Below are 24,029 nucleotides of genomic sequence, written 5' to 3'. Positions count from 1 at the left end.
ACCGGGGTCGGGCCTGCAAGGGTCCGGCCCTCCGGGATACAACGAAACACCCGCATGACAGCACGGCGCCAAGCCGGACGCGGGCGACAGGGGAATAGCACATGACGGATGTCCGGGCATCGGCGGCGCCGCCGTTCCGGCTGAGCATGCTGGTCAACGACCGGCGGTATCGGTCCCTGACCTTCCAGGTGGTCGTGTTCATCCTGGTCATGGCCGCCGCATGGTGGCTGATCGGGAACACGATCCAGAACCTGGCCCTGATGGGCAAGAGCTTCGATTTCGGCTTCCTGTTCCAGCGCGCGGGCTATGACATCCCGCAGACGCCGATCCCCTACACCGCCGACGACACGCATCTGCGCGCCTCGGTCGTCGGGCTTCTGAACACGCTGATCGTGGCCGTGCTGGGCTGCATCGCGGCGACCGTGCTGGGCGTCATCGTCGGCGTCGCGCGCCTGTCGAAGAACTGGCTGTTCGCGCGCCTGATGACCGTCTTCGTCGAGATCTTCCGCAACATGCCGCTGCTGCTGTGGATCCTGATCGTCTATGCGATCTTCACCGAGATCATGCCGCCGCCCAACGCATTCCGCGGCGACACGCCCACGGCCAGCATGATCCTGTTCGACCACGTGGCGCTGACCAACCGCTATACCGCGCTGCCGACGCTGGCGATGACCAACGATCCGGGCAGCCTGGACCTGGGCGCGCGGGTCACCATCAACTGGGCGACCATCGCCTTCGTCGTCGCGCTGGTCGGCGGGTGGTTCGTGCGCCGCGCCATCCGGGCCTGGGCGCAGGGCGTGCAGGACCGCACCGGCAGCCGTCCCACCACCTGGTGGATGACCCTGGCGGTGATGACCGTGCCGTCGCTGGCCCTGATCGCCTATTTCGGCCTGCATCTGGAGGCGCCGGCGCTGCAGGGCTTCAACTTCACGGGCGGGCTGAACGTCTCGAACTCGCTGGTGGCGCTGTGGCTGGCGCTGACGCTCTACACTGCGGCCTTCATCGCCGAGATCGTGCGCGCCGGCATCCTGGCCGTCAGCCGCGGCCAGTCGGAGGCGGCCTTCGCCCTGGGCCTGCGCCCGAACCGCACCATGAGCCTGGTGATCCTGCCGCAGGCGCTGCGGGTCATCATCCCGCCGCTGATCTCGCAATACCTGAACCTGACCAAGAACAGCTCGTTGGCGATCGCGGTCGGCTACATGGACCTGCGCGGCACCCTGGGCGGCACGACGCTGAACCAGACCGGCCGCGAGCTGGAGGCGATCGTGCTGATGATGCTGACCTATCTGGCGCTCAGCCTGATCATCTCGGCGGGCATGAACGTCTTCAACGCCCGCGTCAAACTGAAGGAGCGGTGAGATGAGCGACACCCACGCCCAGACCGTCGCCTTCGTCCGCGACACCATGCTGCCGGCCGCGGCGCCCCCCACGCGCGAATCGGGCGCGGTGCGCTGGCTGCGCGACAACCTGTTCTCGGGACCGGTGAACACGGTGCTGACCCTGCTGGGTCTGGCCATCGTCTGGTTCCTGGTCGCGACCTTCGGCGACTGGTTCGCCCATTCGGTCTGGAACGCCTCCAGCCTGAGCGAATGCCGCGAGATCATCAGCGCCACCTGGGGCCCCGATGCGCGCGGCGCCTGCTTCGCAGTGATCCGCGAGCGCTGGAACCAGTACCTGTTCGGCTTCTACCCGCAGCATCTCTACTGGCGTCCGACGATGACCTTCGGCCTGCTGATGGTCGCGCTGATGCCGGTGCTGTTCTCGGCCTCGCTGACCATCCGGCGGGTCGTGCTGGGCATCACCGCGCTGGTCACGCTGGCCGCGATGGTGGCCTTGGGCGCGCCCGCGGGCTGGCTGGCCTTCGCGGTCGTGGTGCTGGCGGCGGGGCTGATCCTGTCGGAACGCAACATCGCGCTGCTTCTGCCCTTCTCGATCCTCTTTCCGCTGCTGGGGGTCTGGCTGCTCTGGGGTGGGTCGCTCTGGGGGCCGATCTTCGTGCTGGCGGGGCCGGTCCTGGGCTGGATCGCGTGGCGCGTGCTGGCTCGCGTCTCGCCGCTGCTGGCGACGGTCGCGGCGATCCTGGTCACGGTCCTCTTCTGGCTGTTCCTGACCGGCGACGCGGCCCGCGACGCCGAGGCGCTTCTGCCGCTGTCGATCGAGGCGGTGCGGTCGGACCGGTTCGGCGGCTTCCTGCTGTCGATGACCATCGGCGTGGCGGGCATCGCCCTGTCGCTGCCCCTGGGCATCGTGCTGGCGCTGGCGCGGCAGTCCGACATGTTCCTGATCAAGTCGCTGTCGGTCGTGTTCATCGAGTTCATCCGCGGCGTGCCGCTGATCACGCTGCTATTCGTGGCGTCGCTGCTGCTGAACTACTTCCTGCCGCCGGGCACGAATTTCGACATCATCCTGCGGGTCATCATCATGGTGACGATCTTTGCCGCCGCCTACATGGCGGAGGTGATCCGCGGCGGCCTGGCGGCCCTGCCCAAGGGCCAGTACGAGGCCGCCGACGCCCTGGGCCTGGACTACTGGAAGGCCCGGCGGCTGATCGTGCTGCCGCAGGCGCTGAAGATCTCGATCCCGGGCATCGTCTCGACCTTCATCGGCATGTTCAAGGACACCACGCTGGTGACCTTCGTGGGCCTCTACGACCCGCTAAAGTCGATGTCGGACGCCGTGCGCGCCAATGTCGAATGGAAGGGCATCTACTGGGAGCCGTTCATCTTCGTTGGCGCCATCTTCTTTCTCATCTGCTTCGGCATGTCGCGATACTCGATGTATCTGGAACGCCGCCTGCAGCGCGACCACAGGTAAGGACCTCCCGCCATGGAAACCATCGAACGCCAGATCGACCGCAGCCAGATGCGCGTGAGCGACGAGGTCGCGATCGACATCCGCAACATGAACAAGTGGTACGGCTCGTTCCACGTCCTGCGCGACATCGACCTGACCGTGCATCGCGGAGAGCGCATCGTCATCGCCGGCCCCTCGGGGTCGGGAAAGTCGACGCTGATCCGCTGCATCAACCGCCTTGAGGAGCATCAGTCGGGCCATATCGTCGTGGACGGGGTCGAACTGACCAGCGACATCAAGAACATCGACAAGGTCCGCTCCGAGGTCGGGATGGTGTTCCAGCACTTCAACCTGTTCCCGCACCTGACCGTGCTGGAGAACTGCACGCTGGCGCCGATCTGGGTGCGCAAGGTGCCCCGGAAGCAGGCCGAGGCCACCGCGATGCGCTTCTTGGAGAAGGTCAAGATCCCCGAGCAGGCCGGCAAGTATCCGGGCCAGCTGTCGGGCGGCCAGCAGCAGCGCGTGGCGATCGCCCGCTCGCTCTGCATGCAGCCCAAGATCATGCTCTTCGACGAGCCGACCAGCGCGCTGGACCCCGAGATGATCAAGGAGGTCCTCGATACCATGATCGAGCTGGCCGAGGAGGGGATGACGATGATCTGCGTGACCCACGAGATGGGCTTTGCCCAGGCCGTGGCGAACCGCGTGATCTTCATGGATCAGGGCCAGATCGTCGAGCAGAACACCCCCAAGGAGTTCTTCAACAATCCCAAGTCGGAACGCACCAAGCTGTTCCTCAGCCAGATCCTGGGGCATTGAAGGCATCGCGCAGGCCGAGACGGTCCCGCCCTGCGCATCGCAGGCTCAGGCCCGGCCGTCCAGCCGGACGAAATCCATCACGCTGCCTTGGCCCGGACGGATCTCGGCCCAGCTGTCGACCTGAAAGTCCACGACCAGCGTCGCGGCGGTCGGATAGCGGCGGAAATCCGCGTCCATCGGCGCGCGCGCGGGCAGCATCGCCGCCAGTTCGCTGATGCCCGGATTATGGCCGATCATCATCACCGTTGGCATGGTCGCGCTTTTCAGGATGGCCAGCATCTTGTCGGCACCGGCCTGATAGAGGCCCGGCTCGGTGCGGAACAGCGGCCGCACCTCCAGCGGGGCGCCCGCGATGACGGCCCAGGTCTCCTGCGTGCGCGCCGCCGAGGAACAGATCACCTCTTCGGGCTCATAGCCGCGGCTGGCCATCCAGTCGCCAAGCGCGCGCGCCGAGCGGCGCCCACGGTCGTTCAGGGGCCGGTCATGGTCGTCCAGCGTGGGATCGTCCCAGGCCGATTTCGCATGGCGGGTCAGGATCAGGCGTCGGTGTCCGGTCGGGGTCATGAAATTGCTGCCTTTTGCCATGCCGTCAGTTTCGGCAGCCTGCCACAGCCCTTGGCAGGGGGGCAAGCGGATCGCGCACCCCCCCGACCGCTTTCGCCGGTCACAGCGGGCTGTCGACCTGACGCAGGCCGCGCGGCGTCACGCGGGGCTGGGTCGTGCGGATCAGCGAGCCTGCGCCATGTTCGGTGAACAGCTCCAGCAGGCAGGCATTGGGCACGCGCCCGTCCAGGATGACGACGGCGCGCACGCCCTCGTCCAGCGCCTTCAGTGCAGTCTCGGTCTTGGGGATCATGCCGCCGGCGATCTGTCCGTCGGCGATCATCGCACGGACCTGGTCGGGATGGAGCTGCGTGACGACCTGGCCCGAGGCGTCCTTAACCCCCGACACATCGGTCAGAAGCAGCAGACGATCCGCCTTCAGCGCGCCCGCGATGGCACCGGCCGCGGTGTCGCCGTTCACGTTGAAGGTCTCGTTGTCCTCCATGCCCGTGGCGACGGGGGCGATGACCGGGATCATCCCGGCGGTGTAGAGGTCGCGGATGATCTGGACGTTCATCTCGACCGGACGGCCAACGAAGCCCAACTCGGGATCGTCCGCCTCGCAGACCATCATGTCGTCGTCCTTGCCCGAGATGCCCACCGCGCGACCGCCGGCATCGTTGATGGCCTGCACGATGCGCTTGTTGACCAGGCCCGAAAGCACCATCTCGACCACCTCCACGGTCTCCTTGGTGGTCACCCGCTTGCCGCGCACGAAGCGGCTCTCGATGCCCAGCCTGCCCAGCAGTTCGTTGATCATCGGTCCGCCGCCGTGGCAGACGACCGGGTTCATGCCGACCTGCTTCATCAGCACGATGTCGCGGGCGAATTCGGCCATGGCGTCGTCGTCGCCCATGGCGTTGCCGCCGAACTTGACCACGACGACCGCCCCCGAATAGCGCTGCAGATAGGGCAGCGCCTCGGACAGCGTGCGCGCGGTGGCGATCCAGTCACGGTTCATGTTCTGTGCTCTCATCCTAGGGGCCCCGATCTGACGGGGCGGACCCTAGGACGCCCGGCGCGATCAGTCCAGCCCGGCGATGATCGCGCGCAGCGTGGCGATGCCGTGGCCCTTCTCCGAGCTGGTCACGACCAGTTCGGGATAGGCGGCGGGATGCTTCTGCAGCGCCTCCTGCACCTGTTCCAGCACGGGTTTCAGCGCGTTGGGGCCCAGCTTGTCGGTCTTGGTCATCACCACCTGGAACGGCACGGCCGAGCGGTCCAGCAGGGTCATGATCTCGTGATCGACATCCTTCACGCCATGGCGCGAATCGATCAGGCAGAAGGCGCGGCGCAGCGTCTGCCGCCCGGCCAGGTAGGATTTCAGCAGCGCCTGCCACTTCGCGACCACCGCGACGGGGGCCTTGGCGAAGCCGTATCCCGGCAGGTCGACCAGATAGGCCCGCTCACCCAGGGCGAAATAGTTGATCTCCTGCGTGCGGCCCGGCGTGTTCGAGGCGCGCGCGATGCCCTTGCGGCCGGTCAGCGCGTTGATCAGGCTGGATTTCCCGACATTCGAGCGGCCTGCAAAGCAGACCTCGGGGCGGTCGGCCGGGGGCAGGCCGTCCATGTGGACGACGCCCTTGACGAAATCGACCGGTCCCGCGAACAGCAGGCGGGCCTCCTCCGCCTTGGCGGCTTCGGGTTCGGGGGCGATGGGAAAGGCGACTTTCATGCGTGGACCTGATCCTGAAGGCGGATCGGACCGCCGGTGACGACCTCGGCGAAGATGCCGAAGTCGGTATGGCCATAAAGGCTCTCCAGCATGCGCACCATGTCGATGTCGCGCCGGCCGGTGGCCGTGTCGGCGCCGGTGGCGTCGCAGCGGCCGATATGGTCGGTGACGCGCAGCACGGCCGCCCCGATGCGCAGTTCGCGCCCGATCATCGCGCGCTCGGCCCAAGGCTCCCAGCCCGCGATCCACAGATTGCCGCGCCAGCGATCCGTGCCCGGCGCGATGCCGCAGCCTGCGGCCAGATCGTCGAGGCTGGACAGCGACAGGACCGAGATCAGGGGCGCGCGCTGATCCGTCCAGACGCCCGCGCCGCGCACCAGCCGGGTGGGGGCAGGGGCCTCCGCCGGCCAGAGCGGGCGCAGCCAGTCGATCAGCCGGTCGCCCTCCCGCTCGGGGTCCAGCGCCAGGTCGGGGCGGCGCGGATGGCGCAGATGCAGCAGGCCGTCGCGCCAGCCGCCGGTGATGGCCTGCAGGTCGAGGCTGGCGACGCCGCGCAGGAAGCAGGATTTGGGCAGCCAGCGGTCGGGCTCGCCGTCGGTCTGGCTGGCCAGGGCGTGACGCTCGCCCGCCTCGGTCAGGATCGCCCATTCGCGATCACCGGGCAGGCGGCGCCCGGGTTCGAGCGTGACGGCGTCCAGCCCCTCACCGCCCACCGACTTGATCGGATGGCGGCGGATCAGGGCCAGATGCGCCGTCACTTTCCGATGCCCGGCTTGTCGCCCGCGCCCTTGCGCTTGGGCATGGAGGACTTGATGTTGCCGAACAGGTCCGGCCGGTGCCCGTGCATCGACATGATCGTGTACTGCTGCAGGATCGTGATCACGTTGTTGGTGATCCAGTAGAGCACCAGACCCGAGGCGAAGCCGCCCAGCATGAACATGAAGATCCACGGCATCCAGGCAAAGATCATCTTCTGGGCCGGGTCGGTGGGGGCCGGATTCAGCTTCTGCTGCATCCACATGCTGATGCCCAAGAGGATGGCCAGCGCGGGAAGCGACAGCGAGTGCAGCAGCGTCCCCTGGACCGGTGCCGCGAAGGGCAGCAGGCCGAACAGGTTCAGCAGGCTGGACGGATCGGGGGCCGAGAGATCCTGGATCCAGCCGAACCACGGGGCGTGGCGCAGTTCGATGGTGACGAAGATCACCTTGTAGAGCGAGAAGAAGATCGGGATCTGCAGCAGGATCGGCAGGCAGCCCGCGGCGGGGTTCACCTTCTCCCGCTTGTAGAGCTCCATGACCTCCTTCTGGAACTTCATGCGGTCGTCGCCGGTGCGGTTCTTGATCTCCTCCATCTGCGGCTGCAGCTCCTTCATCTTCGCCATCGAGATGTAGGATTTGCGGGCCAGCGGGAAGACCAGCGTCTTGAGCACGAAGGTCAGCGCGATGATCGCCCAGCCCATGTTGCCGATGATGCCGTGCAGCCAGTGCAGCAGCTGGAAGATCGGCTTGGTCAGGAAGTAGAACCAGCCCCAGTCGATCGAATCGACGAAACGCTGGATGCCGGGGGCCTCCTCGTAGCTGCGGATGACCTCCCAGACCTTGGCGCCGGCGAAGAGATAGCTGTCCGCGCTCAGCGTGGTGCCGGGCTGGACGGTCTGCATCGGGAAGCGGGCTTCGGTCTGATAGATGTCGGCGCCGTCGGCATATTTCACGACCGCGGTGAAGGCCTGGCCCGGCGCGGGCGCCAGCGAGGTCATCCAGTACTTGTCGGTGAAGCCGATCCAGCCATTGCCGGTCACCTCGAAGACCTCGGCGCGGCCCTCGCGCTCGACCGGCTCCAACTCGGCCAGGTCGCCGTAATCCATCTCGACCAGGGTGCCGTCGACCATGCCGACCACGCCCTCGTGCAGAATGAAGTTGTTCTGCGTGTCGGGGCGGCCATGGCGCGCGATGATGCCGTAGGGCGCGGCCGAAAAGGCGGCGTCGCCGTTGTTCTCGACGCTCTGCCCGATGGTGAAGAGATAGTTCTCGTCCAGGGCGAAGGTGCGGCGGAAGATCTGGCCCGCGCCGTTGTCCCAGGCCAGCGTGACCGGCTGACCGGGGGCCAGCGTCTCGCCGGATTCCAGCGTCCAGACGGTGGCCGGGTTCGGCACCAGGTCGGCCGACACGCCCGGACCGGGGGTCCAGCCATAGACGGCGTAATAGGGCTTGTACTGGGCGCTGTCGACGCTGACCCGGTCGTCGGCGGTGGCCGAGGAGGGCGTCAGCAGGCGCACGTCGGGCGAGCCCTCGTCGATCGTCTCCTGATAGCGGGTCAGCAGCAGGTCGTCGATGCGCCCGCCCGCCAGCGAGATCGAGCCCGAGACGGCCGGCGACTGGATGGCCACGCGCCCGGCGGGTTCGGCCGTGGCGGGGGCGTTCTCCAAGTCGGCGGGTGCTGCCGCTGCGGTCTGGGTGGGCGTAGCCAGCGGCTGGTCGCCGATGCTCTGCTCCGCCAGCGGCTGTCCCGACGGCTGGTCCGAGACGGGTTCCGGGGCGAAGACCGTGTACCAGACGAGGATCACCAGGAACGACAGCACCGTCGCCAGGATCAAATTGCGGTTGTTGTCTTCCATTCCGTCACCACCGTCATGCGTCAGTCAAGGGGGGGTTCAACAGAACGCACCCCCAAAGGTCAAGCGGATTTGCCGTGCGGTGCAGGAATACAAGGGTGATCGGCGGGATCAGCCCCTGCGCGCAATGGTCGGAAGGCGTGCGGCGGCCTGGGCGTGGCGGGCCAGGAACTCCAGGCTGTCCGACAGCGGCATCGGCCGGGCGATGGCATAGCCCTGAACCTCGTCGCAGCCCATCTGCGCCAGGAAGGCGTATTCCTCGCGTGTCTCGACGCCCTCGGCCAGGGCCGAGATGCCAAGCCGTTCGGCTAGCGCCAGGATGGCCAGGATCATCCGCTGCTGGGCGTCGTCGATGTCGCAGGCGGTGACGAAGCTGCGATCGATCTTGATGCGGTTGATGCCGAACTGCCGGATCGCGTCCAGGCTGGCATAGCCGGTGCCGAAGTCGTCCAGGTCGATCTGGCAGCCCGCCGCGGCCAGCTTGCGCAGGTTGTCGCGGGTCTCTCCGCTGCTGGAAACGGGGCCGACGCTCTCGAGGACCTCGACGACCAGACGGTGCGCGGGGACCTCGTGGCGATCCATCTCCCACAGCAGGCAGTCCGCGAAACCGCGGTCGGACAGCTCGCAGTTCGACACGTTGATCGACACCGTCGGAACCTCGAACCCGGCGCGATCCCAGGCCTTCAGCGCATCCATCGCCTGCGACAGGATCAGCAGGGTCAGCGCGTTGTGATCGGCGGGGGTCATCTGCGGAAGGAACGCGCCGGGCGCCAGCAGGCCGCGCGTCGGATGGTTCCAGCGCGCCAGCGCCTCGAAGCCGGTGACCTCGCCGGAATGGCAGCTGACCTGCGGCTGAAACCACGCGACCATCTGCCCCGCCAGCACCGCATCGCCGACGGTGGCGGTCAGGCCGGGCGCGCTGAGCGACGGGTCATGCGGATAGAGGCGGAGCTGGCCCAGGGCCGCATCCCCGACCATCGCCATGCGCTGGCGGGCATGGTCGATCAGGGCCTGGGTCGAGGGCAGGTCGGGCGCCTCGGCATGGATCAGCACGCCGGTCATTACCGGGGTGACGTGACGTCCGGCCAGCGGCAGGGTCGCCTGTCCCTGTCGGTGCAGGCGGCGTGCGACCTGCAGGGCGTCGCGATCCGTACGGTCGCGCAGCACGAAGGCAAACAGGCCCGGTGCAAGAACCTGCACCGGATCATAGGGACGCACCGCGCCGCCAAGGCTCATGGAGAGCTGCACCAGCAGATGCCCCATGGCCGCCTTGTCCAGGATCGCGCCGAGGGTCTCGGTGTTCTCCAGCCGCAGCAGCAGCAGGCTTCGCGACCGTTCCGGGCTGCCGGTGGCACGGCGCACCAGGCTGCGGAGCGGCGAGAGCCAATGACGCACATTCTTAGACATACCGGACCTTTCACGGAATCACCGGTATCAGGACTACGTCAAATTGCTTGTCGGTGGGTTAACGGTCCAGCCCGTCCGGGCGCAGATCGGGCGGGGCATCACTGCGGTTCCCGCCCTCGGGCGGGAAAACTGCGGAAAAGTCGAACAGTTCCGGGTCCAGCAGATGCGAGGGCCGCACATTCATCAGCGCCCGGAACATCACCTGACGCCGGCCGGGCGTGCGTGATTCCCATTCGTCCAGCAGCCGCTTGACCTGGACGCGCTGCAGCCCCTCCTGGCTGCCGCAGAGATCGCAGGGGATGATCGGATAGGCCATGGCACGGGCGAAGCGGTCGCAATCCGCCTCGGCCACATAGGCCAGCGGGCGCAGGACGGTCAGGTCGCCCTCCTCGTTCAACAGCTTGGGCGGCATCGTCGCCAGGCGGCCGCCGTGGAAGAGGTTCATGAAGAACGTCTCCAGCATGTCGTCGCGGTGATGGCCCAGGACCACGGCCGAACAGCCCTCCTCGCGCGCGATGCGGTAGAGATTGCCGCGGCGCAGGCGCGAACACAGCGCGCAGTAGGTCCGCCCGGCCGGCACCTTCTCCTTCACGATGGAATAGGTGTCCTGATATTCGATCCGATGCGCCACGCCGCGCGCCTGGAGGAACTCGGGCAGGACGGTGGCGGGAAAGTTCGGCTGCCCCTGGTCCAGATTGCAGGCCAGCAGCTCGACCGGCAGCAGGCCGCGCCACTGCAGCTCATGCAGCACCGCCAGCAGGGTATAGCTGTCCTTGCCGCCCGACAGGCAGACCAGCCAGCGGTCGCCGGGGCGGACCATGCCGTAATCCTCGATCGCGGCGCGGGTCTCGCGGATCAGCCGCTTGCGCAGCTTGCGGAACTCGGTGCTCTGGGGCGCGCCGGCGAACAGGGGGTGGATCTCGGTGCTATCCGCGTCGTCAAGGATGATGGCATCGGTCATGGTGGCCCTCGTCATGGTCGGGATCGGCGCCGGGCACCGGATCATAGCCGTGCCCGCCCCAAGGATGGCAGCGCCCGATGCGCCGCAGCACCAGCCAGCCGCCGCGCAGGGCGCCGTGGCGGGCAAGGGCGTCCAGCGCATAGGCCGAACAGGTCGGCTGGAACCGGCAGGCATGTCCCACCCAGGGCGAGGCGATCAGCCGATAGCCCCGCACCGGCAGCGCGAACAGGCGCGCCAGCGGGCTCATCTGTGGATCTTGCCCATGGCGCGCGCAAAGTCGTCGCGCAGCTCGGCAAAGTCGCGTGTGGCGGTCGCCTCGGGGCGTCCGACCAGCACATAGTCCCATCCGGGCAGGGCGAGGCCGGGCATACCAAGCCGCGCGACCTCGCGCAGGCGGCGCTTGGCGCGGTTGCGGGCCACGGCATTGCCGACCTTCTTCGAGCAGGTGAAGCCGATCCGGGCGGGGCCGTCGTCATCGCGGCGGCGGGCCTGCAGCAGGAAGGCGGGCATCGCCTGACGGCGCGCCTTGGCGGCGGCCAGGAAATCGGCCCGCTTCTGCAGTACGGGCGGCATGCGAAATGCCGCCGTGCCGACATCCGGTTGCTGTGGATCAGCAGGATGCGGCATGGACGGCATGTCGAAAGCCTTCATGGGGCGGTCGCAACCGCCGGCAGGACCCGGACGGATCAGGCCGACAGACGCTTGCGGCCCTTGGCGCGGCGGCGGTTCAGCACCAGACGGCCGCCTTTGGTGGCCATGCGGGCGCGGAAGCCGTGACGGCGCGCACGAACGAGGTTCGACGGTTGGAAGGTGCGCTTCATGATCGGTCTCCGGATCGGTTCTTGCGGGGCGGACCGGGACGGGGCAGATTGCAGGAAGCTGCCCTGCGCCACGGCGCCGGTTGTTCGAAGCCCGCTGGATAGTGGAGCATCCGGCGCGCGTCAACCGCAGAAACCCCGAAATCCGTTGTGATCGGTCGGCGGAACCCCGCGTCGATCACATTCGTTTGATGTGCAAACCCCGGCCTGCTTGGCTGACAAGGCCGCCCCGCGCACCCATAACCCGGACAAGATGCATCTGAACACGATCTCCGGCCGATTCGCAGCCCTGACGACGATGTTCGTCATCCTGGCAGAGCTGTTCATCCTGCTGCCCTCGATCGCGGGCTTCAGGCTGGACTATCTTGAGCTGCGGCTGGAGCGGGCGCAGATCGCCAGCCTCGCGCTGCTGGCGACGGACGAATCGCTGGCCTCGGATCTGGAATCGGAGCTTCTGCAGAATGCGGGCGTCTTCAACGTCGTCCTGCGCCGCGACGACATCCGCCAGCTGGTCCTGTCCTCGCCCATTCCCGGCCCGATCGCCGCGACCTATGATCTGCGCTCCGAGGGCGTCCTGCAGACCATCGACGATTCGCTGGCCGCCCTGGCCGACGGACAGAACCGTGTCATCCGCGTGATCGGCGCGCCGGTGAACCAGGCCGGACAGCTGATCGAGATCACCATGGAGACCGCGCCGCTGCGCGAGGCGATGATCGAATACGGGCTGCGGCTGCTGGCGGTGTCGGCGGCCTTTTCGATCCTGACGGCGGTGCTGCTGTTCATGGCGGCGCAGCGGCTGATCCTGGTGCCGATGCGCCGCGTCATCACCCACATGACGGCCTATGCCAATGCGCCCGAGGACAGCCGCCACATCATCATCCCCGACGCGCGCCTGGCCGAGCTGAACGAGGCCGAGACCGCGCTGCAGTCGATGCAGAAGACCGTGACCTCGTCGCTGAAGCAGAAGGAGCGGATGGCCCAGCTGGGCCAGGCGGTCGCCAAGATCAGCCACGATCTGCGCAACATCCTGACCACGGCGCAGATCTTCGCCGACCGCCTGGAGGAGAGCGCCGACCCCAAGGTACGGCGCGCCGCGCCCAAGCTGGTGAACTCGATCACCCGCGCGGTGAACCTCTGCGAGACGACGCTGGCCTTCGGCAAGGCCGAGGAGCCCGCACCGACCCTGTCGCGCTTCAACCTGGCTCAGCTGGCGGCCGAGGTGATCGAGGCCGAATCGCTGGCCGGCGAGGCCGCAGGGCAGGTCGAGTTCCTGACCGACATCCCGCCCAGCCTGATCATCCGCGCCGACCGCGATCAGCTGTATCGCGTGCTGGCCAACCTGGCCCGCAACGCGCGTCAGGCCATCGAGGGCACCCGCAAGCCCGGCACGGTCGAGATCGGCGCGGGCGAGGGCGAGGCCGACTGGTGGATCAAGGTCTGCGACACGGGGCCGGGCCTGCCGGACAAGGCGCGCGAACACCTGTTCAAGCCCTTCACCGGCAGCGCGCGGCGCGGCGGCACGGGCCTTGGCCTGACCATCGCCGCCGATCTGGTGCGCGGCCATGGCGGGCGGCTGGACCTGTTGCGCAGCGACGCCGAGGGCAGCCAGTTCTGCATCCAGATCCCGCGTGGCATGGCCAATCCGGTCAGCCACGCCTGACGGTCGGCGCGGGCCTTGGCCGGGGCTGCGCAAAAAGGTTTCATCTTTTTGTCGTTTCGGCCTTGCATCCCCCCTGCGCCGCCGCTAATTCCCCTCCTCAAGACGGACCCGTAGCTCAGCTGGATAGAGCACCAGACTACGAATCTGGGGGTCGGGCGTTCGAATCGCTCCGGGTCCGCCATTACCTCCTTCCAGACCTTGATCATACCGCCCCGACAACCACTGGGCATGTCGGCCTCCGTCGTGATGCATCATCACGTGGCAGCTGACGTTCATGCCTTGCAGATGCGCGTCACCTGCCGTTGCCGCACTTAATTCAAATCCACCTTCTTCTGCCATCATGCGCGTTCACCCCGCCACGCCCGGACCGGGCCGTCTGGCGATCGGCGGAGATGTCCACCGCAGACGGCAATCGTCCCGATGGCAAAAGGCCCCGACACTGTCGGGGCCTTCGGCTTTGTCACGCGGTGACGGTTACTGCCGTGCCAGCAGGTCCGTGATGCGGCGCACCGACGCGCGACGGTTCTCGCGGATGTCGCCTTCCGAGCGCACGCGCAGGAACTGCTCGCCATAGCCTTGGGTCACCATGTTCTCCGGCGGCACATCGAAATATTCGGTCAGGGCCAGCGCGACCGATTCGGCGCGGCGGTCCGACAGGGCAAGGTTCGCGGCATCCGATCCGACCGTGTCCGTATGACCCTCGATCATGAAGATTTCGCTAGGATTCTGGGCGATCTGGTCCTGGATCACCCGACCGAGGCCTTGCAGCTGCTGAGCTTGGTCAGGACGGATCGCGGCAGAGCCGGTATCGAAGGTGATCGCGTCGATGTTCACCGGCGCCACCAGCGCGCGCACCTCGGGGATGTTGCGAATCTGGGACAGGGTAAAGCGGCGATCCACATCGGCCTCGCGCTGCAGCGCGTCACGCAGCTGATCCTCGTTCAGCGGCGCGTTGCCGCCGGTGACGGGAGCAGGCGCGGGGAGCGAGCCGATGTCGACGGGCTGCACGTCCGCTGTGTCGTCGATCAGCCGCGTCGTGGTGCCGTCGGCGCTGACCAGCGTGCGGCGCAGGACCTGCAGGTTGGCGTCGCGGATGGTGACCACGCGGCTGCCGTCGGCGCGCGTGACGATGGTGCGCGACGAGCCGTCGTCGAAGTTCTCGGTCGCCACCGTCGAGCCGGGCTGGCGCAGCAGGGCGACCTCGTCCTTGATGACCTCCTGGCTGCCATCGGCGCGGGTCACGACGATCCGATCGGGCGCGGACAGGGCGACCTGACGGTTGTTGTTCAGGATCGAGCCGACGGCCACCGCGCCCAGACCCAGCAGCAGGGCGTTGCGCAGCGTGTTGTCGTCGTCATCCTCGCGCGCCTCGGCATTGCCGTTGCCCTGCAGCGCATCGCGCAGGTTCGTCGCAAAATCCTCGGAGGACGACCGCGCCGTCTCCTCGGTCACCTGCTCCTCGACCACGTCGCCCGAACCTTCGGCGGCATCGTCCAAGGCGGCCGCCGTGGCGGGCGCGGTGGCTTGGGCCGCCTCGCGCGAGGCTTCGGTCTCGGGCGTGTCCTCCTCGGCGGCGCGCTGGACCAGCTGGCCGTCGCGTCCGACGCGGTTCATCTGCGCCTCGGTCGGCGCCAGACGCAGCTCGCCCGCGTCGTTCAGCTCGACGACGACACCGCCCGGCGTCATCGCCCGGCCGCCATCGGCGCAGGGGAAGGCACTGCCGTCCAAGCAGGTCAGCTGCTCGGCGGTCAGGCCGCCCGCGACCTCCTCGTCCAGCACATTGGCCAGACCGGGAAGCTGACGGGCACGGTCGGTCTGCGCGCTGCCCGTGGCCAGCGTCACGGCACCTGCCGTTGCGGCGGCAGCGGCCGCGCCATCGGTTCCGGAGTCGGGTTCGGCGGTCTCTCCGCGCAGGGCGTCGGCCAGCGCATCGACGCTGTCCTCCTCGGCAGCCGGAGCTTCCGGCTCGGCCTCGGCCGTCGCAGGCTCCTGATCGGCACGAAGCGCCTCCTCAAGGGCCTCGGCGTCGTCAGCAGGGGCCTCCTCGGCAGCGGCGGGCTGCTCGGCTGCCTGCTCGGCGCGCAGGGCCTCGGCCAGATCGCCGGCCTCGGTATCGGCTTCAGTCTCGGCGGCGGCGGCAGGCCGCTCGGCCGGACGCGTCTCCGATGCGGCGTCACGGACCGGACGTTCGGCTGGCGCCTCCTCGGCCTGACGCGCGGGACGGGCCGCAGGCGCTTCGCTGGTCATTGAATCCGGGCGCTCCGCCGGCGCAGGCGCTTCGGCGGGCTCAGCGGACTCAGTAGGCTCGGCCGGGTTGGGTTCCGGCGCTGCTTCGGGCTCGGGCGCCTCGGCGGCAGCCGGAGCGTCGACCGGGGCCACTTGGTTCAGATCGGCGCCGTCCTGCGGACCTTGGTCGGCAGGCTCCTCGACCGGGGCAGGCTCGGGCACGGGCTCCGGAGCGGGCTCCGGCCCGGCTGGGGGGGCCTCCGGAGCCGGCGCGGGCTCGGCAGGAGCCTCGGTCGGCGCTTCGGCTGGGGCTTCCGGTGCGGGTTCGGCCACAGCATCGGGCGCAGGCTCGGCGGGTGCCTCGGGCGCGGGTTCGGCAGCGTGTTCCGGTGCCGGCTCTGCGGCAGGCTCCGCAGCGGGGGCCTCAGGGGCGCCCCCGGCCGGCGGGGGCGGCGGCGGAACCTCGCCCTCCGGGGCAGGCTGCGCCTGCGCCAGCACGCGGTCCGACGGCAGCGGCGCCGCGACGCCTTGGGCCACGGCCAGATGCGGGGCCATCAGCGACAGGCAGGCCGCGATGGCGGTGGTGTTGTGAATGATCCGGCGCATGGGATGCTCCTTGTGCAAAACCGAATGACGTTCTTTGGTCGTTTAACAGGCACTTGCGCAAAGGGTTCCCAAACTTGACGTGACCATCGCGTGAGGGGCGCGCGACAGCGAAAGGGGCCGCGCCCTTCCGGACGCGGCCCCTCGCGGTCACGCGGCGATGACGCGGGATCAGACCCCGTCGCCGACGAAGGCCTTCTCGACCACGAATTCGCGCGGTTCGGAATTGGCGCCCTCATGCAGGCCGAAGCCCTCCAGCACCGCCTTGACGTCGACGTTGAAGGCCAGGCTGCCGCAGATCATCGCGCGATCCTCGGCCGGATCGATCGGCTGCAGGCCCAGATCGGCCAGCACCTTGCCCGAGGTCAGGTTGTCGGTGATGCGGCCCATGAAGGGCGAGGGCTCGCGCGTCGTCGTCGGATAGTATTTCAGCCGCTCGGCGAAGCCGTCGCCGTAAAGCTCGGTCAGCAGCGGGTCGTGGCGCAGGTTGTTCACCAGCTCGGCCCCATAGACCAGCTCCTCCGCAGTGCGGCAGGTGTGCATCATGATGACCTGCTCGAACCGCTCATAGGTCTCGGGGTCGCGGATCAGCGAGGCGAAGGGCGCGAAGCCCGTGCCGGTGGCCAGGAACCACAGCCGCTTGCCGGGCAGCAGGGCGTCGAGGACCAGCGTGCCCACGGGCTTGGGGCGCAGGATGATCTCGTCGCCGGGCTTGATGTGCTGCAGCCTGGAGGTCAGCGGCCCGTCCGGCACCTTGATGGAATAGAATTCCAGCTCATCGTCCCAATTGGGCGAGGCGATGGAATAGGCGCGCAGGATCGGCTTGCCGTTGTCGCCCGGCAGGCCGATCATCACGAATTCGCCCGAGCGAAAGCGCAGGCTGGCCGGCCGCGTCACGCGGAACGAGAACAGGCTGTCGCTCCAGTGCGTCACCGCGGTCACGGTCTGCGAATCGGGAAGCGTCTTCTTGGGGGCGGCCTCGGTCACGGGCAGATCCAGCGTCATTGTTGTATTCCTTGTCGTCTAATCGAAGGGGCGCATGGGCGAAAGGGTCAGCCCGCCAGCTGCGCCCGATGGTCCCAGGCCTTCCAGTCGGCGCGGGCCCGCCATTGATCCTCGGGCTGGCGGGCGGCGATGTCGGGGGCGACCTCGACCTCGTCGAAGCCCACGCGGCGCGCCATCGCGTATTGGTCCGCGATCAGCCGCCCGGTGGCGCGCAGGTGGCCCTTGTATCCCAGCTCGCGCAGGCGGCGGGCCAAGGTAAAACCGCGCCCGTCGCTGAAGGCCGGAAAGTCGATCCCGATCAGGGCCGCGTCCAGGTGGTCCGCCAGGGTGGCGGGGGCGGTGTCGGGGGCCAGCACCACGGCGGGCTGGTCCGTCACCGGATGAAAGCCGTCGTCACGGGCCAGGACGGGTTCGCTGTTCAACTGCTCGCTCATGCCGAGACCTTTCCGCGGACCATGCGCCCGCCGATGAAATGGATGCCGCATTCGGATTTCTCCTGGCCGCGCCAGCGCCCGGACCGGGGGTCCTCGCCCGGCGCGACCGGAGAGGTGCAGGGCGCGCAGCCGATGGACGGATAGCCCTTGGCCACCAGCGGATGCCGGGGCAGGCGGTTCTCGACCATGTAGTCCTGCACGTCCTCGGGGCGCCAATGCGCCAAGGGGTTCACCCGCAGCCGCGCGGGCGGCTCGGGCTCGAAGAACTCCAACGCGGCGCGCTGGCCGTTCTGGAACCGCTTGCGCCCGGTGATCCAGGCGTCATAGCCCGACAGGACGCGTTCCAGCGGCACCGTCTTGCGGAAATCGCAGCAGGCGTCAGGGTTCACCTTGTGCAGCGTGCCGTCCGGGTCGTTGGCCGCGATCTCGGCCTCGCTGGCGGTGATGACCTGGACGTTGGTCAGGGACAGCCGCTCCGCGACCTCCTGCTGATAGGCCAGCGTCTCGGGGAACAGCATCTGCGTGTCGATGAACAGCACCGGCAGGACGGGGGCCACCCGGCTGACCATGTGCAGCAGCACGACCGATTCCGCGCCGAAGGAGGACACCAGCGCCACCTGCCCCAGATCGGGGTCGGTGACGGCGCGGCGCAGCACTTCGATGGCGGCATGGTGGCGATAGCGGTCGTTCAGCCGCCCCGCCCGCGTGTCCAGGTTCCCGTCAAGCATCGGCCTGCGCCGGATAGAGGGCGGCCTTGAACGGCGCCGGACCAAGGCGGCGATAGGCGTCGATGAAGCGTTCGGACGCCTCCTCGCGCACCTCCAGATAGGCGCGCAGCAGCCGGTCGATGGCTGGGACCACCTGTTCGGCCGGGAAGCCCGCGCCCGCGCGTTCGCCGATGGCCGGGATGTCATAGGCATCGCCGCCGAGCGTGATCTGATAGTTCTCGACGCCCGCGCGATCCAGACCCAGGATGCCGATATGGCCCAGGTGGTGATGGCCGCAGGCGTTGATGCAGCCCGAGATGCGGATGTTCAGGTTGCCGATCTCCTCCTCCAAGCCCGCGGCGCGGAAATGGTCGGCGATCTCCTCGGCGATGGGGATGGAACGCGCGGTGGCCAGCGCGCAGTAATCCATGCCGGGGCAGGCGATGATGTCGCTGGTAAGCCCGGCATTGGCGGTGGCAAGGCCAGCGGCCTTCAGTTCTGCATAGAGCGCGGGCAGGTCCGATTTGTGGACATGCGGCAGGGCCACGTTCTGGTCATGCATCACGCGCAGGTCGTGATGGCCGAAGCGTTCGGCCAGATCGGCCAGCAAGCGCATCTGGGACGCTGAGGCGTCGCCCGGCGTCTGGCCCGGCGCCTTGAAGGTCACGACGACGCTGGCATAGCCCTCGACCCGGTGCTGATGCAGGTTCGTGTCCGTCCAGCTGCGGAAGGCCGGGTTCGCCTGACGCTCGGCCTCATAGCCGTCCACGGGTGCGTTGCGGAAGCGCGGCGCGCGGAAGCGGTCCTTGAACACGGCCAGCGCGTCGCGGTCGGCGCCGTGGAAATCGCGGCGGCGGGCCAGGAACTCTTCCTCGATCTCGGCGCGCATGACGTCCAGGCCGCGCTCCAGCACGGTGATCTTGATGCGGGCCTTGTACTTGTTGTCGCGGCGTCCGGCCAGGTTGTAGGTCGCGATGATCGCCTCGACATAGGGCAGCAGGTCCTCCTCGGGCAGGAAGTCGCGGACGACCTGACCCAAGAGCGGCGTGCGGCCCAGACCGCCGCCGATCCAGACCTCGAAGCCGGTCTTGCCGTTCCGCTCCACCAGCCGCAGGCCGATGTCATGGGCGGCGATGACCGCGCGGTCCTTCTTGCCGCCGGAGATGGCGATCTTAAACTTGCGCGGCAGGAACTGGAATTCGGCGTGATCGGTGGACCAGCTGCGCAGCAGCTCCGCATAGGGGCGCGGATCGGCGGTCTCGTCGAAGGCGGCGCCGGCGAAAGCATCGGTGGTCACGTTGCGGATGGTGTTGCCGCTGGTCTGGATCGCATGCATGCCAACATCGGCCAGCGCGTCCAGCATGTCGGGGATGTCCACCAGCTTGGGCCAGTTGAACTGGATGTTCTGGCGGGTGGTCCAGTGCCCGTAGCCCTTGTCCCATTTCTCGGCCAGCAGGGCCAGGGTGCGCATCTGGTCCGGGCTGATCGTGCCATAGGGGATCGCCACGCGCAGCATATAGGCATGCAGCTGCAGGTAGACGCCGTTCATCAGGCGCAGCGGCTTGAACTCGTCCTCGGTCAGGCTGCCGTCCAGGCGGCGGGCGACCTGGGCGCGGAACTCGGCCGCGCGCTGGCGGACATAGTCGGTCTCGACGGGGCGGACATCAAACATGGGCAGACTCCGTCTTCTGGGCCTCGGCTTGCCGATCGGCCTGGATGCCGTGGAAATAGTTGGAGGGGCCGCGCTGGCGGAAGGCCTCGCGGAAGTGGACCGGTTCGGGTCCGTCCGGGCCGCGCCTAGCCTCGACCAGATAGGGGCCGACGACGATGTCGGCCTGGGCGATGGCCTCCAGCAGGGCCAGATCGGCGATGGCCTCGTCCTCATAGAGTGTGGCCTTGCGCGGGTCCCGCGTCCAGCCGTCCTCGCACATCCAGACATTGTGGCCTTCGCGCAGATCGTTCGCGGTGATCACGCCGGGGCGTGCGGCCGACAGGGGAAAGGATTTGCTCATGACGGGACCTTTGGCTTGTGCTGCCCTCTATATAGAATTTCGTTCTGGATTCTGCACAGTGGTCGCGGCAAATAAGGACGATCGACCAAGAGGTGCGCCATGCCGGAACCGATTTCCCCCGATGCGGGTGCAGGCCAGACGCCCGTCCGTCTGGACGAGGTGGACCGCAAAATCCTGTCCCTGCTGCAGCAGGATGCCAGCCTGTCGCTGGACCAGATCGCGGACCGGGTGGGGGCATCCAAGACCCCGGTCTGGAACCGCATCCGCAAGCTGCGCGAGGCGGGGGTGATCCGCCGCCAGGTCGCGATCCTGGACCCCGAGGCGCTGGGGCTGGAGGCCTGCTTCTTCGTTCTGATCCGCACCAGCGAGCATGACCGTGACTGGGCCGCGCGGTTCCTGCGCGCGCTGCGCGAGCGGCCCGAGGTGGTCGAGGCGCATCGGCTGGCCGGCGATATCGACTATATCCTCAAGGTGCAGGTCAGGAACGCGCGTGCCTATGACCGCTTCTACCAGTCGCTGATCGGCGAGGTGAAGATCCACAACGTCACGGCGCTGCTGTCGATGGAGGAGATCAAGGCGACCAGCGCCCTGCCCATCCCGGACGGGGAGCGCTGAGATGGCCTGGGTGATCTGGCACAAGCCGACCTGTTCCACCTCCCGCTGGGTGCTGGCCGCGCTGCACGAGGCGGGCATCGCTCCTGAGGTGCGCAATTACATTGCCGCGCCGCCGTCCGAGGCCGAGCTGCGGGACGCGCTGCGGCAGTTGGGGATGGATGCGCGAGGGCTGATCCGCCGCAAGGGCACGCCCTTCGCGGAACTGGGCCTGGGCGATCCGGCCCTGTCCGAGGATGCGCTGATCGCGGCGATGGCGACGCATCCGATCCTGATCGAGCGGCCGGTGGTCTTTGCGCCGCGGGCCGCGCTGCTGTGCCGCCCGAAGGAGCGGGTCCTGGAGCTGATCGCCGCCGCCTGAGCCCCGTCGGCTCAGCCGCGGCGGGCCTTGACGCTGGCAGCGACGATGGCGAGGCTGAGCGCGATCGCCAGGTCGCGGTCGTGATCGGCGGGGGTGGTCGGTCGGGTCATGGCGGCTCCTCCATCCGGCGGTTCAGGATCTTCGAGGGGGAGGACACTGAACTGAACCGTTCGGATGCAGCCTATTCGTCGACGACGTTCAAAATTTTCGGCAGGGCCGGGCAGGGCAGCAGCTGGTTCTTGGCGATGTCGGCCAAGGTGTGGTTGTGCAGGAAGACATAGACATGCGCCGACAGGCTCTCCCACAGGCGGTTCGACAGGGTCTGGGCCCGCGATCCCGACACCCCGCCCGAGGCGCCCGCGCCGACATGCATGGCGCTGACGGTCTCGTCCACGGCCTCGAGGATCTCGGCCACGCGGATGGTCTCGGGGGCGCGGGCCAGGCGGTATCCGCCGCCCGGTCCGCGCACCGAGGCGACCAGCCCCGCCCGTCGCAGCCGCACGAAGAGCTGCTCCAGATAGGGCAGCGAGATGTCCTGGCGTTTCGAGATCTCGGCGAGGGAGGTCAGCTCTCCGCCCTTGGCGATGGCCAGGTCGGTCAGCGCGATGATCGCGTAGCGGCCCTTGGTGGACAGTTTCATGGCGCGGTTCCCCCCTCGATGATCGCGATTCCGGCGCGGCCCCGCTCCGGACAGATCCGGCGGCGGTCACGGGCGCATTGACGGCCGCGCGGGTCGCAGGCTATGCCCGCAGCTGCATGTTTCTTGCCAAAGCCGTGCCGGCTGCCCAGATAGACCGTCTAGAAGGCGCGCGCGCAGGCGTCAAGAAACCCGTCATGACCTGTGAAGGACAACCATGCCCGAGCTGATTTTTCCCGGCCCCGAAGGCCGTCTCGAAGGCCGTTACCATCCTCAGCCCGGCAAGCCCGACGCCCCCATCGCCATCGTCCTGCACCCCCATCCGCAATATGGCGGGACGATGAACAACCGGGTGGTCTACAACCTGCACTATGCGTTCCACCGCATGGGCTTCACGGTGATGCGGTTCAACTTCCGCGGCGTGGGCCGCAGCCAGGGCGAGTTCGACCAAGGTATCGGCGAGCTGTCGGATGCGGCCTCCGCGCTGGACTATCTGCAGGCGATGAACCCGAATTCCAAGCATTGCTGGGTCGCGGGGTTCAGCTTCGGCGCCTGGATCGGGATGCAGCTGCTGATGCGCCGCCCTGAGATCACAGGATTCATCAGCGTGGCCCCGCCCGCGAACATGTATGATTTCAGTTTCCTGGCGCCGTGCCCGTCCTCGGGGCTGATCGTGAACGGCACTGCCGACCGCGTGGCCCCGCCCAAGGATACCGCCGCCCTGGTCGCGAAGCTGCGCGAGCAGAAGGGCATCACCGTGACACATGAGGAGATCGAGGGGGCGGATCACTTCTTCCGCGACGACGAGACCCACATGAAGCCGATGATCGACCTGGTGCAGGGCTATGTCAGGAAGCGCCTGACCGAGAGCAGTCGCTGAGGCCGAGGGCGCCGGGGCGCTGCCCCGGACCCCGGGATATTTGCGTGAAGAAGAAGGGGCGGCCATGCTGGACGAGGCGTTCGCGTTTCTCTGCGAGGCGGATCGGCTGAAGTCGGTCGAGCGCGCGAGCGTGCTGATGGACCTGTCGCGGCCCGAGAACAGCGCCGAGCATTCCTGGCATGTGGCGCTGTGGGCGATGGTGATGGGGGCGTCCGATCGCGCCATCGCGATGATCCTTCTGCATGATCTGGTCGAGATCGACACGGGCGACCAGCCGATCCATCTGGAGCATGACGTGGCCGGGCTGGCCCTGGCCGAGGCCGAGGCGGCGCGGCGCATCTTCGGCCTGGCACCCGAGAGTGGTCGGCTGGCCGCGCTGTGGCGCGATTTCGAGGGGCGGGCGGATGCCTGCGCGGTCGTGGCCAAGCGCATGGATCATGCGCAGCCGATCTTTCAGGTGCTGATGGCCGCGGACCCGCTGCCCGATCACGTGGCGATCGTGCGCGACAATCTGGGCGCGGGACGCGCCGCGCGGTTCGAGACCGAGTGGCCCGAGGGCTGGGCGGCGGCGCAGGCGCTGCTGGCGGGCCGGGCGCTGCCCGGGGGCGATCTGGCGCGGCGGCTGGCCTTCTTGGCCGAGGCCGATGCCCTGAAGGGCGTCCTGCGCGCCAACCGCCTGCTGGACGGGTCGCGCCGCGAGAACAGTGCCGAGCATTCCTGGCATCTGGCGCTCTATGCGCTGGTGCTGGGGGGGCTGGCGGGGCCGGGGGTCGATGTCGGCCGGGTGATCCGGATGCTGCTGATCCATGACCTGGTCGAGATCGACGTGGGCGACGTGCCGCTGCATTCCGCGGGCGGGCAGGCGCATGGATCGGCCGCCGTCCAGGCTGCGGAGGAGGCGGCGGCGCGGCGCATCTTCGGGCTGCTGCCCGAGGCGCAGGGGTGCGCGATGCTGGAGCTGTGGCGCGAGTTCGAGGCGGTGGCGACGCCGGACGCGGTCTTTGCCAAGGCGCTGGACCGCTGTCAGCCGGCGGTCCAGAACCTGCGCTCGGGCGGGGCGGGCTGGGTCGAATATGCCGTGACGCTGGCGCATGTCGAGGGGCGCGTCGGGCCGTGGGTCCGGGCGGGCAGCCCGGCCCTGTGGGAGTGGCTGCATCGGGGGCTGCGCGGGCATTTCGCCGCCTGAGCCGCGCGGCACGGTTGGC

25 protein-coding genes and 1 tRNA gene are annotated in these 24,029 nt (G+C 68.3%); 9 read left to right on the top strand and 17 right to left on the bottom strand.

The window, feature by feature from the left end; all coding sequences use genetic code 11:
• The first annotated feature begins 101 nt into the window (after positions 1–101).
• The 3 genes from AC2SGK_RS11185 to AC2SGK_RS11175 are packed head-to-tail and all read left to right on the top strand — an operon-like array spanning position 102 to position 3,612.
• Entirely contained in the window at positions 102–1,358 is a 1,257-nt protein-coding gene (locus AC2SGK_RS11185; RefSeq protein ID WP_488323613.1) for an amino acid ABC transporter permease, read from the top strand.
• Between the two features lies 1 nt (position 1,359).
• The gene (locus tag AC2SGK_RS11180; RefSeq protein ID WP_488323612.1) at positions 1,360–2,814 is read left to right on the top strand and encodes an amino acid ABC transporter permease; all 1,455 of its coding nucleotides are present in this window, start codon (positions 1,360–1,362) and stop codon (positions 2,812–2,814) included.
• A gap of 12 nt (positions 2,815–2,826) precedes the next feature.
• On the top strand, positions 2,827–3,612 hold the full coding sequence (locus tag AC2SGK_RS11175; RefSeq protein WP_411837536.1) for an amino acid ABC transporter ATP-binding protein: 786 nt from the start codon (positions 2,827–2,829) through the stop codon (positions 3,610–3,612).
• A gap of 45 nt (positions 3,613–3,657) precedes the next feature.
• On the opposite strand, the gene AC2SGK_RS11170 is transcribed toward AC2SGK_RS11175, so the two are convergent.
• From AC2SGK_RS11170 to rpmH, 10 genes are all read right to left on the bottom strand, one after another.
• The gene (locus AC2SGK_RS11170) at positions 3,658–4,176 is read right to left on the bottom strand and encodes a SixA phosphatase family protein (RefSeq protein ID WP_488323611.1); all 519 of its coding nucleotides are present in this window, start codon (positions 4,174–4,176) and stop codon (positions 3,658–3,660) included.
• 100 nt (positions 4,177–4,276) lie between these two features.
• Positions 4,277–5,176, bottom strand: coding sequence for an acetylglutamate kinase (argB, locus tag AC2SGK_RS11165; protein ID WP_488323610.1), 900 nt, complete (start codon positions 5,174–5,176; stop codon positions 4,277–4,279).
• Positions 5,177–5,239: 63 nt separating this feature from the next.
• Positions 5,240–5,890 carry a ribosome biogenesis GTP-binding protein YihA/YsxC gene (gene yihA / locus AC2SGK_RS11160; protein WP_411837533.1) on the bottom strand — a complete coding sequence of 217 codons (651 nt, stop codon included), beginning with the start codon at positions 5,888–5,890 and terminating at the stop codon, positions 5,240–5,242.
• Complete coding sequence (locus AC2SGK_RS11155; RefSeq protein ID WP_488323609.1) at positions 5,887–6,648, bottom strand: MOSC domain-containing protein; 762 nt, start codon at positions 6,646–6,648, stop codon at positions 5,887–5,889. The genes yihA and AC2SGK_RS11155 overlap by 4 nt, the downstream gene beginning before the upstream one ends.
• Positions 6,645–8,504, bottom strand: coding sequence for a membrane protein insertase YidC (gene yidC, locus AC2SGK_RS11150; RefSeq protein ID WP_488323608.1), 1,860 nt, complete (start codon positions 8,502–8,504; stop codon positions 6,645–6,647). Before yidC ends, AC2SGK_RS11155 begins: the two co-directional genes overlap by 4 nt.
• Positions 8,505–8,612: 108 nt before the next feature.
• Positions 8,613–9,908: an EAL domain-containing protein gene (locus AC2SGK_RS11145; protein ID WP_488323607.1), complete on the bottom strand. Its 1,296-nt coding sequence runs from the start codon at positions 9,906–9,908 to the stop codon at positions 8,613–8,615.
• A 58-nt stretch (positions 9,909–9,966) separates the two neighbouring features.
• Positions 9,967–10,854 carry a tRNA 2-thiocytidine(32) synthetase TtcA gene (gene ttcA, locus AC2SGK_RS11140; RefSeq protein ID WP_488323648.1) on the bottom strand — a complete coding sequence of 296 codons (888 nt, stop codon included), beginning with the start codon at positions 10,852–10,854 and terminating at the stop codon, positions 9,967–9,969.
• On the bottom strand, positions 10,847–11,116 hold the full coding sequence (gene yidD / locus AC2SGK_RS11135; protein WP_488323606.1) for a membrane protein insertion efficiency factor YidD: 270 nt from the start codon (positions 11,114–11,116) through the stop codon (positions 10,847–10,849). Before yidD ends, ttcA begins: the two co-directional genes overlap by 8 nt.
• Entirely contained in the window at positions 11,113–11,442 is a 330-nt protein-coding gene (gene rnpA / locus AC2SGK_RS11130) for a ribonuclease P protein component (RefSeq protein WP_488323605.1), read from the bottom strand. The genes yidD and rnpA overlap by 4 nt, the downstream gene beginning before the upstream one ends.
• 113 nt (positions 11,443–11,555) lie before the next feature.
• Positions 11,556–11,690 (bottom strand): 50S ribosomal protein L34, encoded by a 135-nt coding sequence (gene rpmH, locus AC2SGK_RS11125; RefSeq protein WP_042247969.1) that lies wholly within the window; start codon positions 11,688–11,690, stop codon positions 11,556–11,558.
• Between the two features lie 250 nt (positions 11,691–11,940).
• Between rpmH and AC2SGK_RS11120 the strand changes: the two genes are divergently transcribed.
• The gene (locus AC2SGK_RS11120; RefSeq protein ID WP_488323647.1) at positions 11,941–13,347 is read left to right on the top strand and encodes a sensor histidine kinase; all 1,407 of its coding nucleotides are present in this window, start codon (positions 11,941–11,943) and stop codon (positions 13,345–13,347) included.
• A gap of 104 nt (positions 13,348–13,451) precedes the next feature.
• Positions 13,452–13,528, top strand: a tRNA-Arg gene (locus AC2SGK_RS11115).
• A gap of 293 nt (positions 13,529–13,821) precedes the next feature.
• Here AC2SGK_RS11115 and AC2SGK_RS11110 read toward each other — a convergent pair.
• The 6 genes from AC2SGK_RS11110 to AC2SGK_RS11085 all read right to left on the bottom strand — a co-directional run bounded on the left by AC2SGK_RS11110 (position 13,822) and on the right by AC2SGK_RS11085 (position 20,334).
• Positions 13,822–16,179: an OmpA family protein gene (locus AC2SGK_RS11110; protein ID WP_488323604.1), complete on the bottom strand. Its 2,358-nt coding sequence runs from the start codon at positions 16,177–16,179 to the stop codon at positions 13,822–13,824.
• A 168-nt stretch (positions 16,180–16,347) separates the two neighbouring features.
• Entirely contained in the window at positions 16,348–17,181 is an 834-nt protein-coding gene (locus tag AC2SGK_RS11105; protein ID WP_488323603.1) for a ferredoxin--NADP reductase, read from the bottom strand.
• A gap of 47 nt (positions 17,182–17,228) precedes the next feature.
• The gene (locus AC2SGK_RS11100; RefSeq protein WP_488323602.1) at positions 17,229–17,615 is read right to left on the bottom strand and encodes a DUF934 domain-containing protein; all 387 of its coding nucleotides are present in this window, start codon (positions 17,613–17,615) and stop codon (positions 17,229–17,231) included.
• On the bottom strand, positions 17,612–18,343 hold the full coding sequence (locus tag AC2SGK_RS11095) for a phosphoadenylyl-sulfate reductase (RefSeq protein ID WP_488323601.1): 732 nt from the start codon (positions 18,341–18,343) through the stop codon (positions 17,612–17,614). Before AC2SGK_RS11095 ends, AC2SGK_RS11100 begins: the two co-directional genes overlap by 4 nt.
• A complete protein-coding gene (locus AC2SGK_RS11090; protein ID WP_488323600.1) occupies positions 18,336–19,994 on the bottom strand; it encodes a nitrite/sulfite reductase in 1,659 nt (552 codons plus the stop codon). The genes AC2SGK_RS11095 and AC2SGK_RS11090 overlap by 8 nt, the downstream gene beginning before the upstream one ends.
• Entirely contained in the window at positions 19,987–20,334 is a 348-nt protein-coding gene (locus AC2SGK_RS11085; RefSeq protein WP_488323599.1) for a DUF2849 domain-containing protein, read from the bottom strand. The genes AC2SGK_RS11090 and AC2SGK_RS11085 overlap by 8 nt, the downstream gene beginning before the upstream one ends.
• 99 nt (positions 20,335–20,433) lie before the next feature.
• On the opposite strand from AC2SGK_RS11085, the gene AC2SGK_RS11080 reads away from it, so the two are divergent.
• Both AC2SGK_RS11080 and arsC read left to right on the top strand, forming a co-directional pair.
• Entirely contained in the window at positions 20,434–20,949 is a 516-nt protein-coding gene (locus AC2SGK_RS11080) for an Lrp/AsnC family transcriptional regulator (RefSeq protein ID WP_045981429.1), read from the top strand.
• A 1-nt stretch (position 20,950) separates the two neighbouring features.
• Positions 20,951–21,307, top strand: a complete 357-nt coding sequence (gene arsC / locus AC2SGK_RS11075; RefSeq protein WP_488323598.1) for an arsenate reductase (glutaredoxin) — start codon at positions 20,951–20,953, stop codon at positions 21,305–21,307.
• A 181-nt stretch (positions 21,308–21,488) separates the two neighbouring features.
• Here arsC and iscR read toward each other — a convergent pair whose 3' ends face one another.
• On the bottom strand, positions 21,489–21,947 hold the full coding sequence (gene iscR / locus AC2SGK_RS11070; protein WP_488323597.1) for a Fe-S cluster assembly transcriptional regulator IscR: 459 nt from the start codon (positions 21,945–21,947) through the stop codon (positions 21,489–21,491).
• 214 nt (positions 21,948–22,161) lie between these two features.
• Between iscR and AC2SGK_RS11065 the strand changes: the two genes are divergently transcribed.
• Positions 22,162–22,824: an alpha/beta hydrolase gene (locus tag AC2SGK_RS11065; protein WP_488323596.1), complete on the top strand. Its 663-nt coding sequence runs from the start codon at positions 22,162–22,164 to the stop codon at positions 22,822–22,824.
• A gap of 64 nt (positions 22,825–22,888) precedes the next feature.
• Complete coding sequence (locus AC2SGK_RS11060) at positions 22,889–24,010, top strand: HD domain-containing protein (RefSeq protein WP_488323595.1); 1,122 nt, start codon at positions 22,889–22,891, stop codon at positions 24,008–24,010.
• Positions 24,011–24,029 lie beyond the last annotated feature (19 nt).

The sequence above is a fragment of the Paracoccus sp. NIOT.M2S5SZ12 genome (genome assembly GCF_057748165.1).
The sequence above is the reverse complement of the archived record's forward strand: the minus strand, read 5'-3'. Positions and strand labels throughout refer to the sequence as shown.

What these genes read in the sequence shown, in the direction of transcription:
- yihA (WP_411837533.1), bottom strand. Translation starts at nt 5,890, where the DNA reads ATGAAAGTCGCCTTTCCCATCGCCCCCGAACCCGAAGCCGCCAAGGCG.
- AC2SGK_RS11095 (WP_488323601.1), bottom strand. Translation starts at nt 18,343, where the DNA reads ATGCTTGACGGGAACCTGGACACGCGGGCGGGGCGGCTGAACGACCGC.
- rpmH (WP_042247969.1), bottom strand. Translation starts at nt 11,690, where the DNA reads ATGAAGCGCACCTTCCAACCGTCGAACCTCGTTCGTGCGCGCCGTCAC.
- AC2SGK_RS11060 (WP_488323595.1), top strand. Translation starts at nt 22,889, where the DNA reads ATGCTGGACGAGGCGTTCGCGTTTCTCTGCGAGGCGGATCGGCTGAAG.
- AC2SGK_RS11080 (WP_045981429.1), top strand. Translation starts at nt 20,434, where the DNA reads ATGCCGGAACCGATTTCCCCCGATGCGGGTGCAGGCCAGACGCCCGTC.
- argB (WP_488323610.1), bottom strand. Translation starts at nt 5,176, where the DNA reads ATGAACCGTGACTGGATCGCCACCGCGCGCACGCTGTCCGAGGCGCTG.
- AC2SGK_RS11105 (WP_488323603.1), bottom strand. Translation starts at nt 17,181, where the DNA reads ATGACGCTGGATCTGCCCGTGACCGAGGCCGCCCCCAAGAAGACGCTT.
- iscR (WP_488323597.1), bottom strand. Translation starts at nt 21,947, where the DNA reads ATGAAACTGTCCACCAAGGGCCGCTACGCGATCATCGCGCTGACCGAC.
- AC2SGK_RS11185 (WP_488323613.1), top strand. Translation starts at nt 102, where the DNA reads ATGACGGATGTCCGGGCATCGGCGGCGCCGCCGTTCCGGCTGAGCATG.
- AC2SGK_RS11145 (WP_488323607.1), bottom strand. Translation starts at nt 9,908, where the DNA reads ATGTCTAAGAATGTGCGTCATTGGCTCTCGCCGCTCCGCAGCCTGGTG.
- AC2SGK_RS11100 (WP_488323602.1), bottom strand. Translation starts at nt 17,615, where the DNA reads ATGAGCGAGCAGTTGAACAGCGAACCCGTCCTGGCCCGTGACGACGGC.
- AC2SGK_RS11090 (WP_488323600.1), bottom strand. Translation starts at nt 19,994, where the DNA reads ATGTTTGATGTCCGCCCCGTCGAGACCGACTATGTCCGCCAGCGCGCG.
- arsC (WP_488323598.1), top strand. Translation starts at nt 20,951, where the DNA reads ATGGCCTGGGTGATCTGGCACAAGCCGACCTGTTCCACCTCCCGCTGG.
- AC2SGK_RS11175 (WP_411837536.1), top strand. Translation starts at nt 2,827, where the DNA reads ATGGAAACCATCGAACGCCAGATCGACCGCAGCCAGATGCGCGTGAGC.
- AC2SGK_RS11065 (WP_488323596.1), top strand. Translation starts at nt 22,162, where the DNA reads ATGCCCGAGCTGATTTTTCCCGGCCCCGAAGGCCGTCTCGAAGGCCGT.
- yidD (WP_488323606.1), bottom strand. Translation starts at nt 11,116, where the DNA reads ATGAGCCCGCTGGCGCGCCTGTTCGCGCTGCCGGTGCGGGGCTATCGG.
- AC2SGK_RS11170 (WP_488323611.1), bottom strand. Translation starts at nt 4,176, where the DNA reads ATGACCCCGACCGGACACCGACGCCTGATCCTGACCCGCCATGCGAAA.
- rnpA (WP_488323605.1), bottom strand. Translation starts at nt 11,442, where the DNA reads ATGCCGCCCGTACTGCAGAAGCGGGCCGATTTCCTGGCCGCCGCCAAG.
- yidC (WP_488323608.1), bottom strand. Translation starts at nt 8,504, where the DNA reads ATGGAAGACAACAACCGCAATTTGATCCTGGCGACGGTGCTGTCGTTC.
- AC2SGK_RS11180 (WP_488323612.1), top strand. Translation starts at nt 1,360, where the DNA reads ATGAGCGACACCCACGCCCAGACCGTCGCCTTCGTCCGCGACACCATG.
- AC2SGK_RS11120 (WP_488323647.1), top strand. Translation starts at nt 11,941, where the DNA reads ATGCATCTGAACACGATCTCCGGCCGATTCGCAGCCCTGACGACGATG.
- AC2SGK_RS11085 (WP_488323599.1), bottom strand. Translation starts at nt 20,334, where the DNA reads ATGAGCAAATCCTTTCCCCTGTCGGCCGCACGCCCCGGCGTGATCACC.
- AC2SGK_RS11110 (WP_488323604.1), bottom strand. Translation starts at nt 16,179, where the DNA reads ATGCGCCGGATCATTCACAACACCACCGCCATCGCGGCCTGCCTGTCG.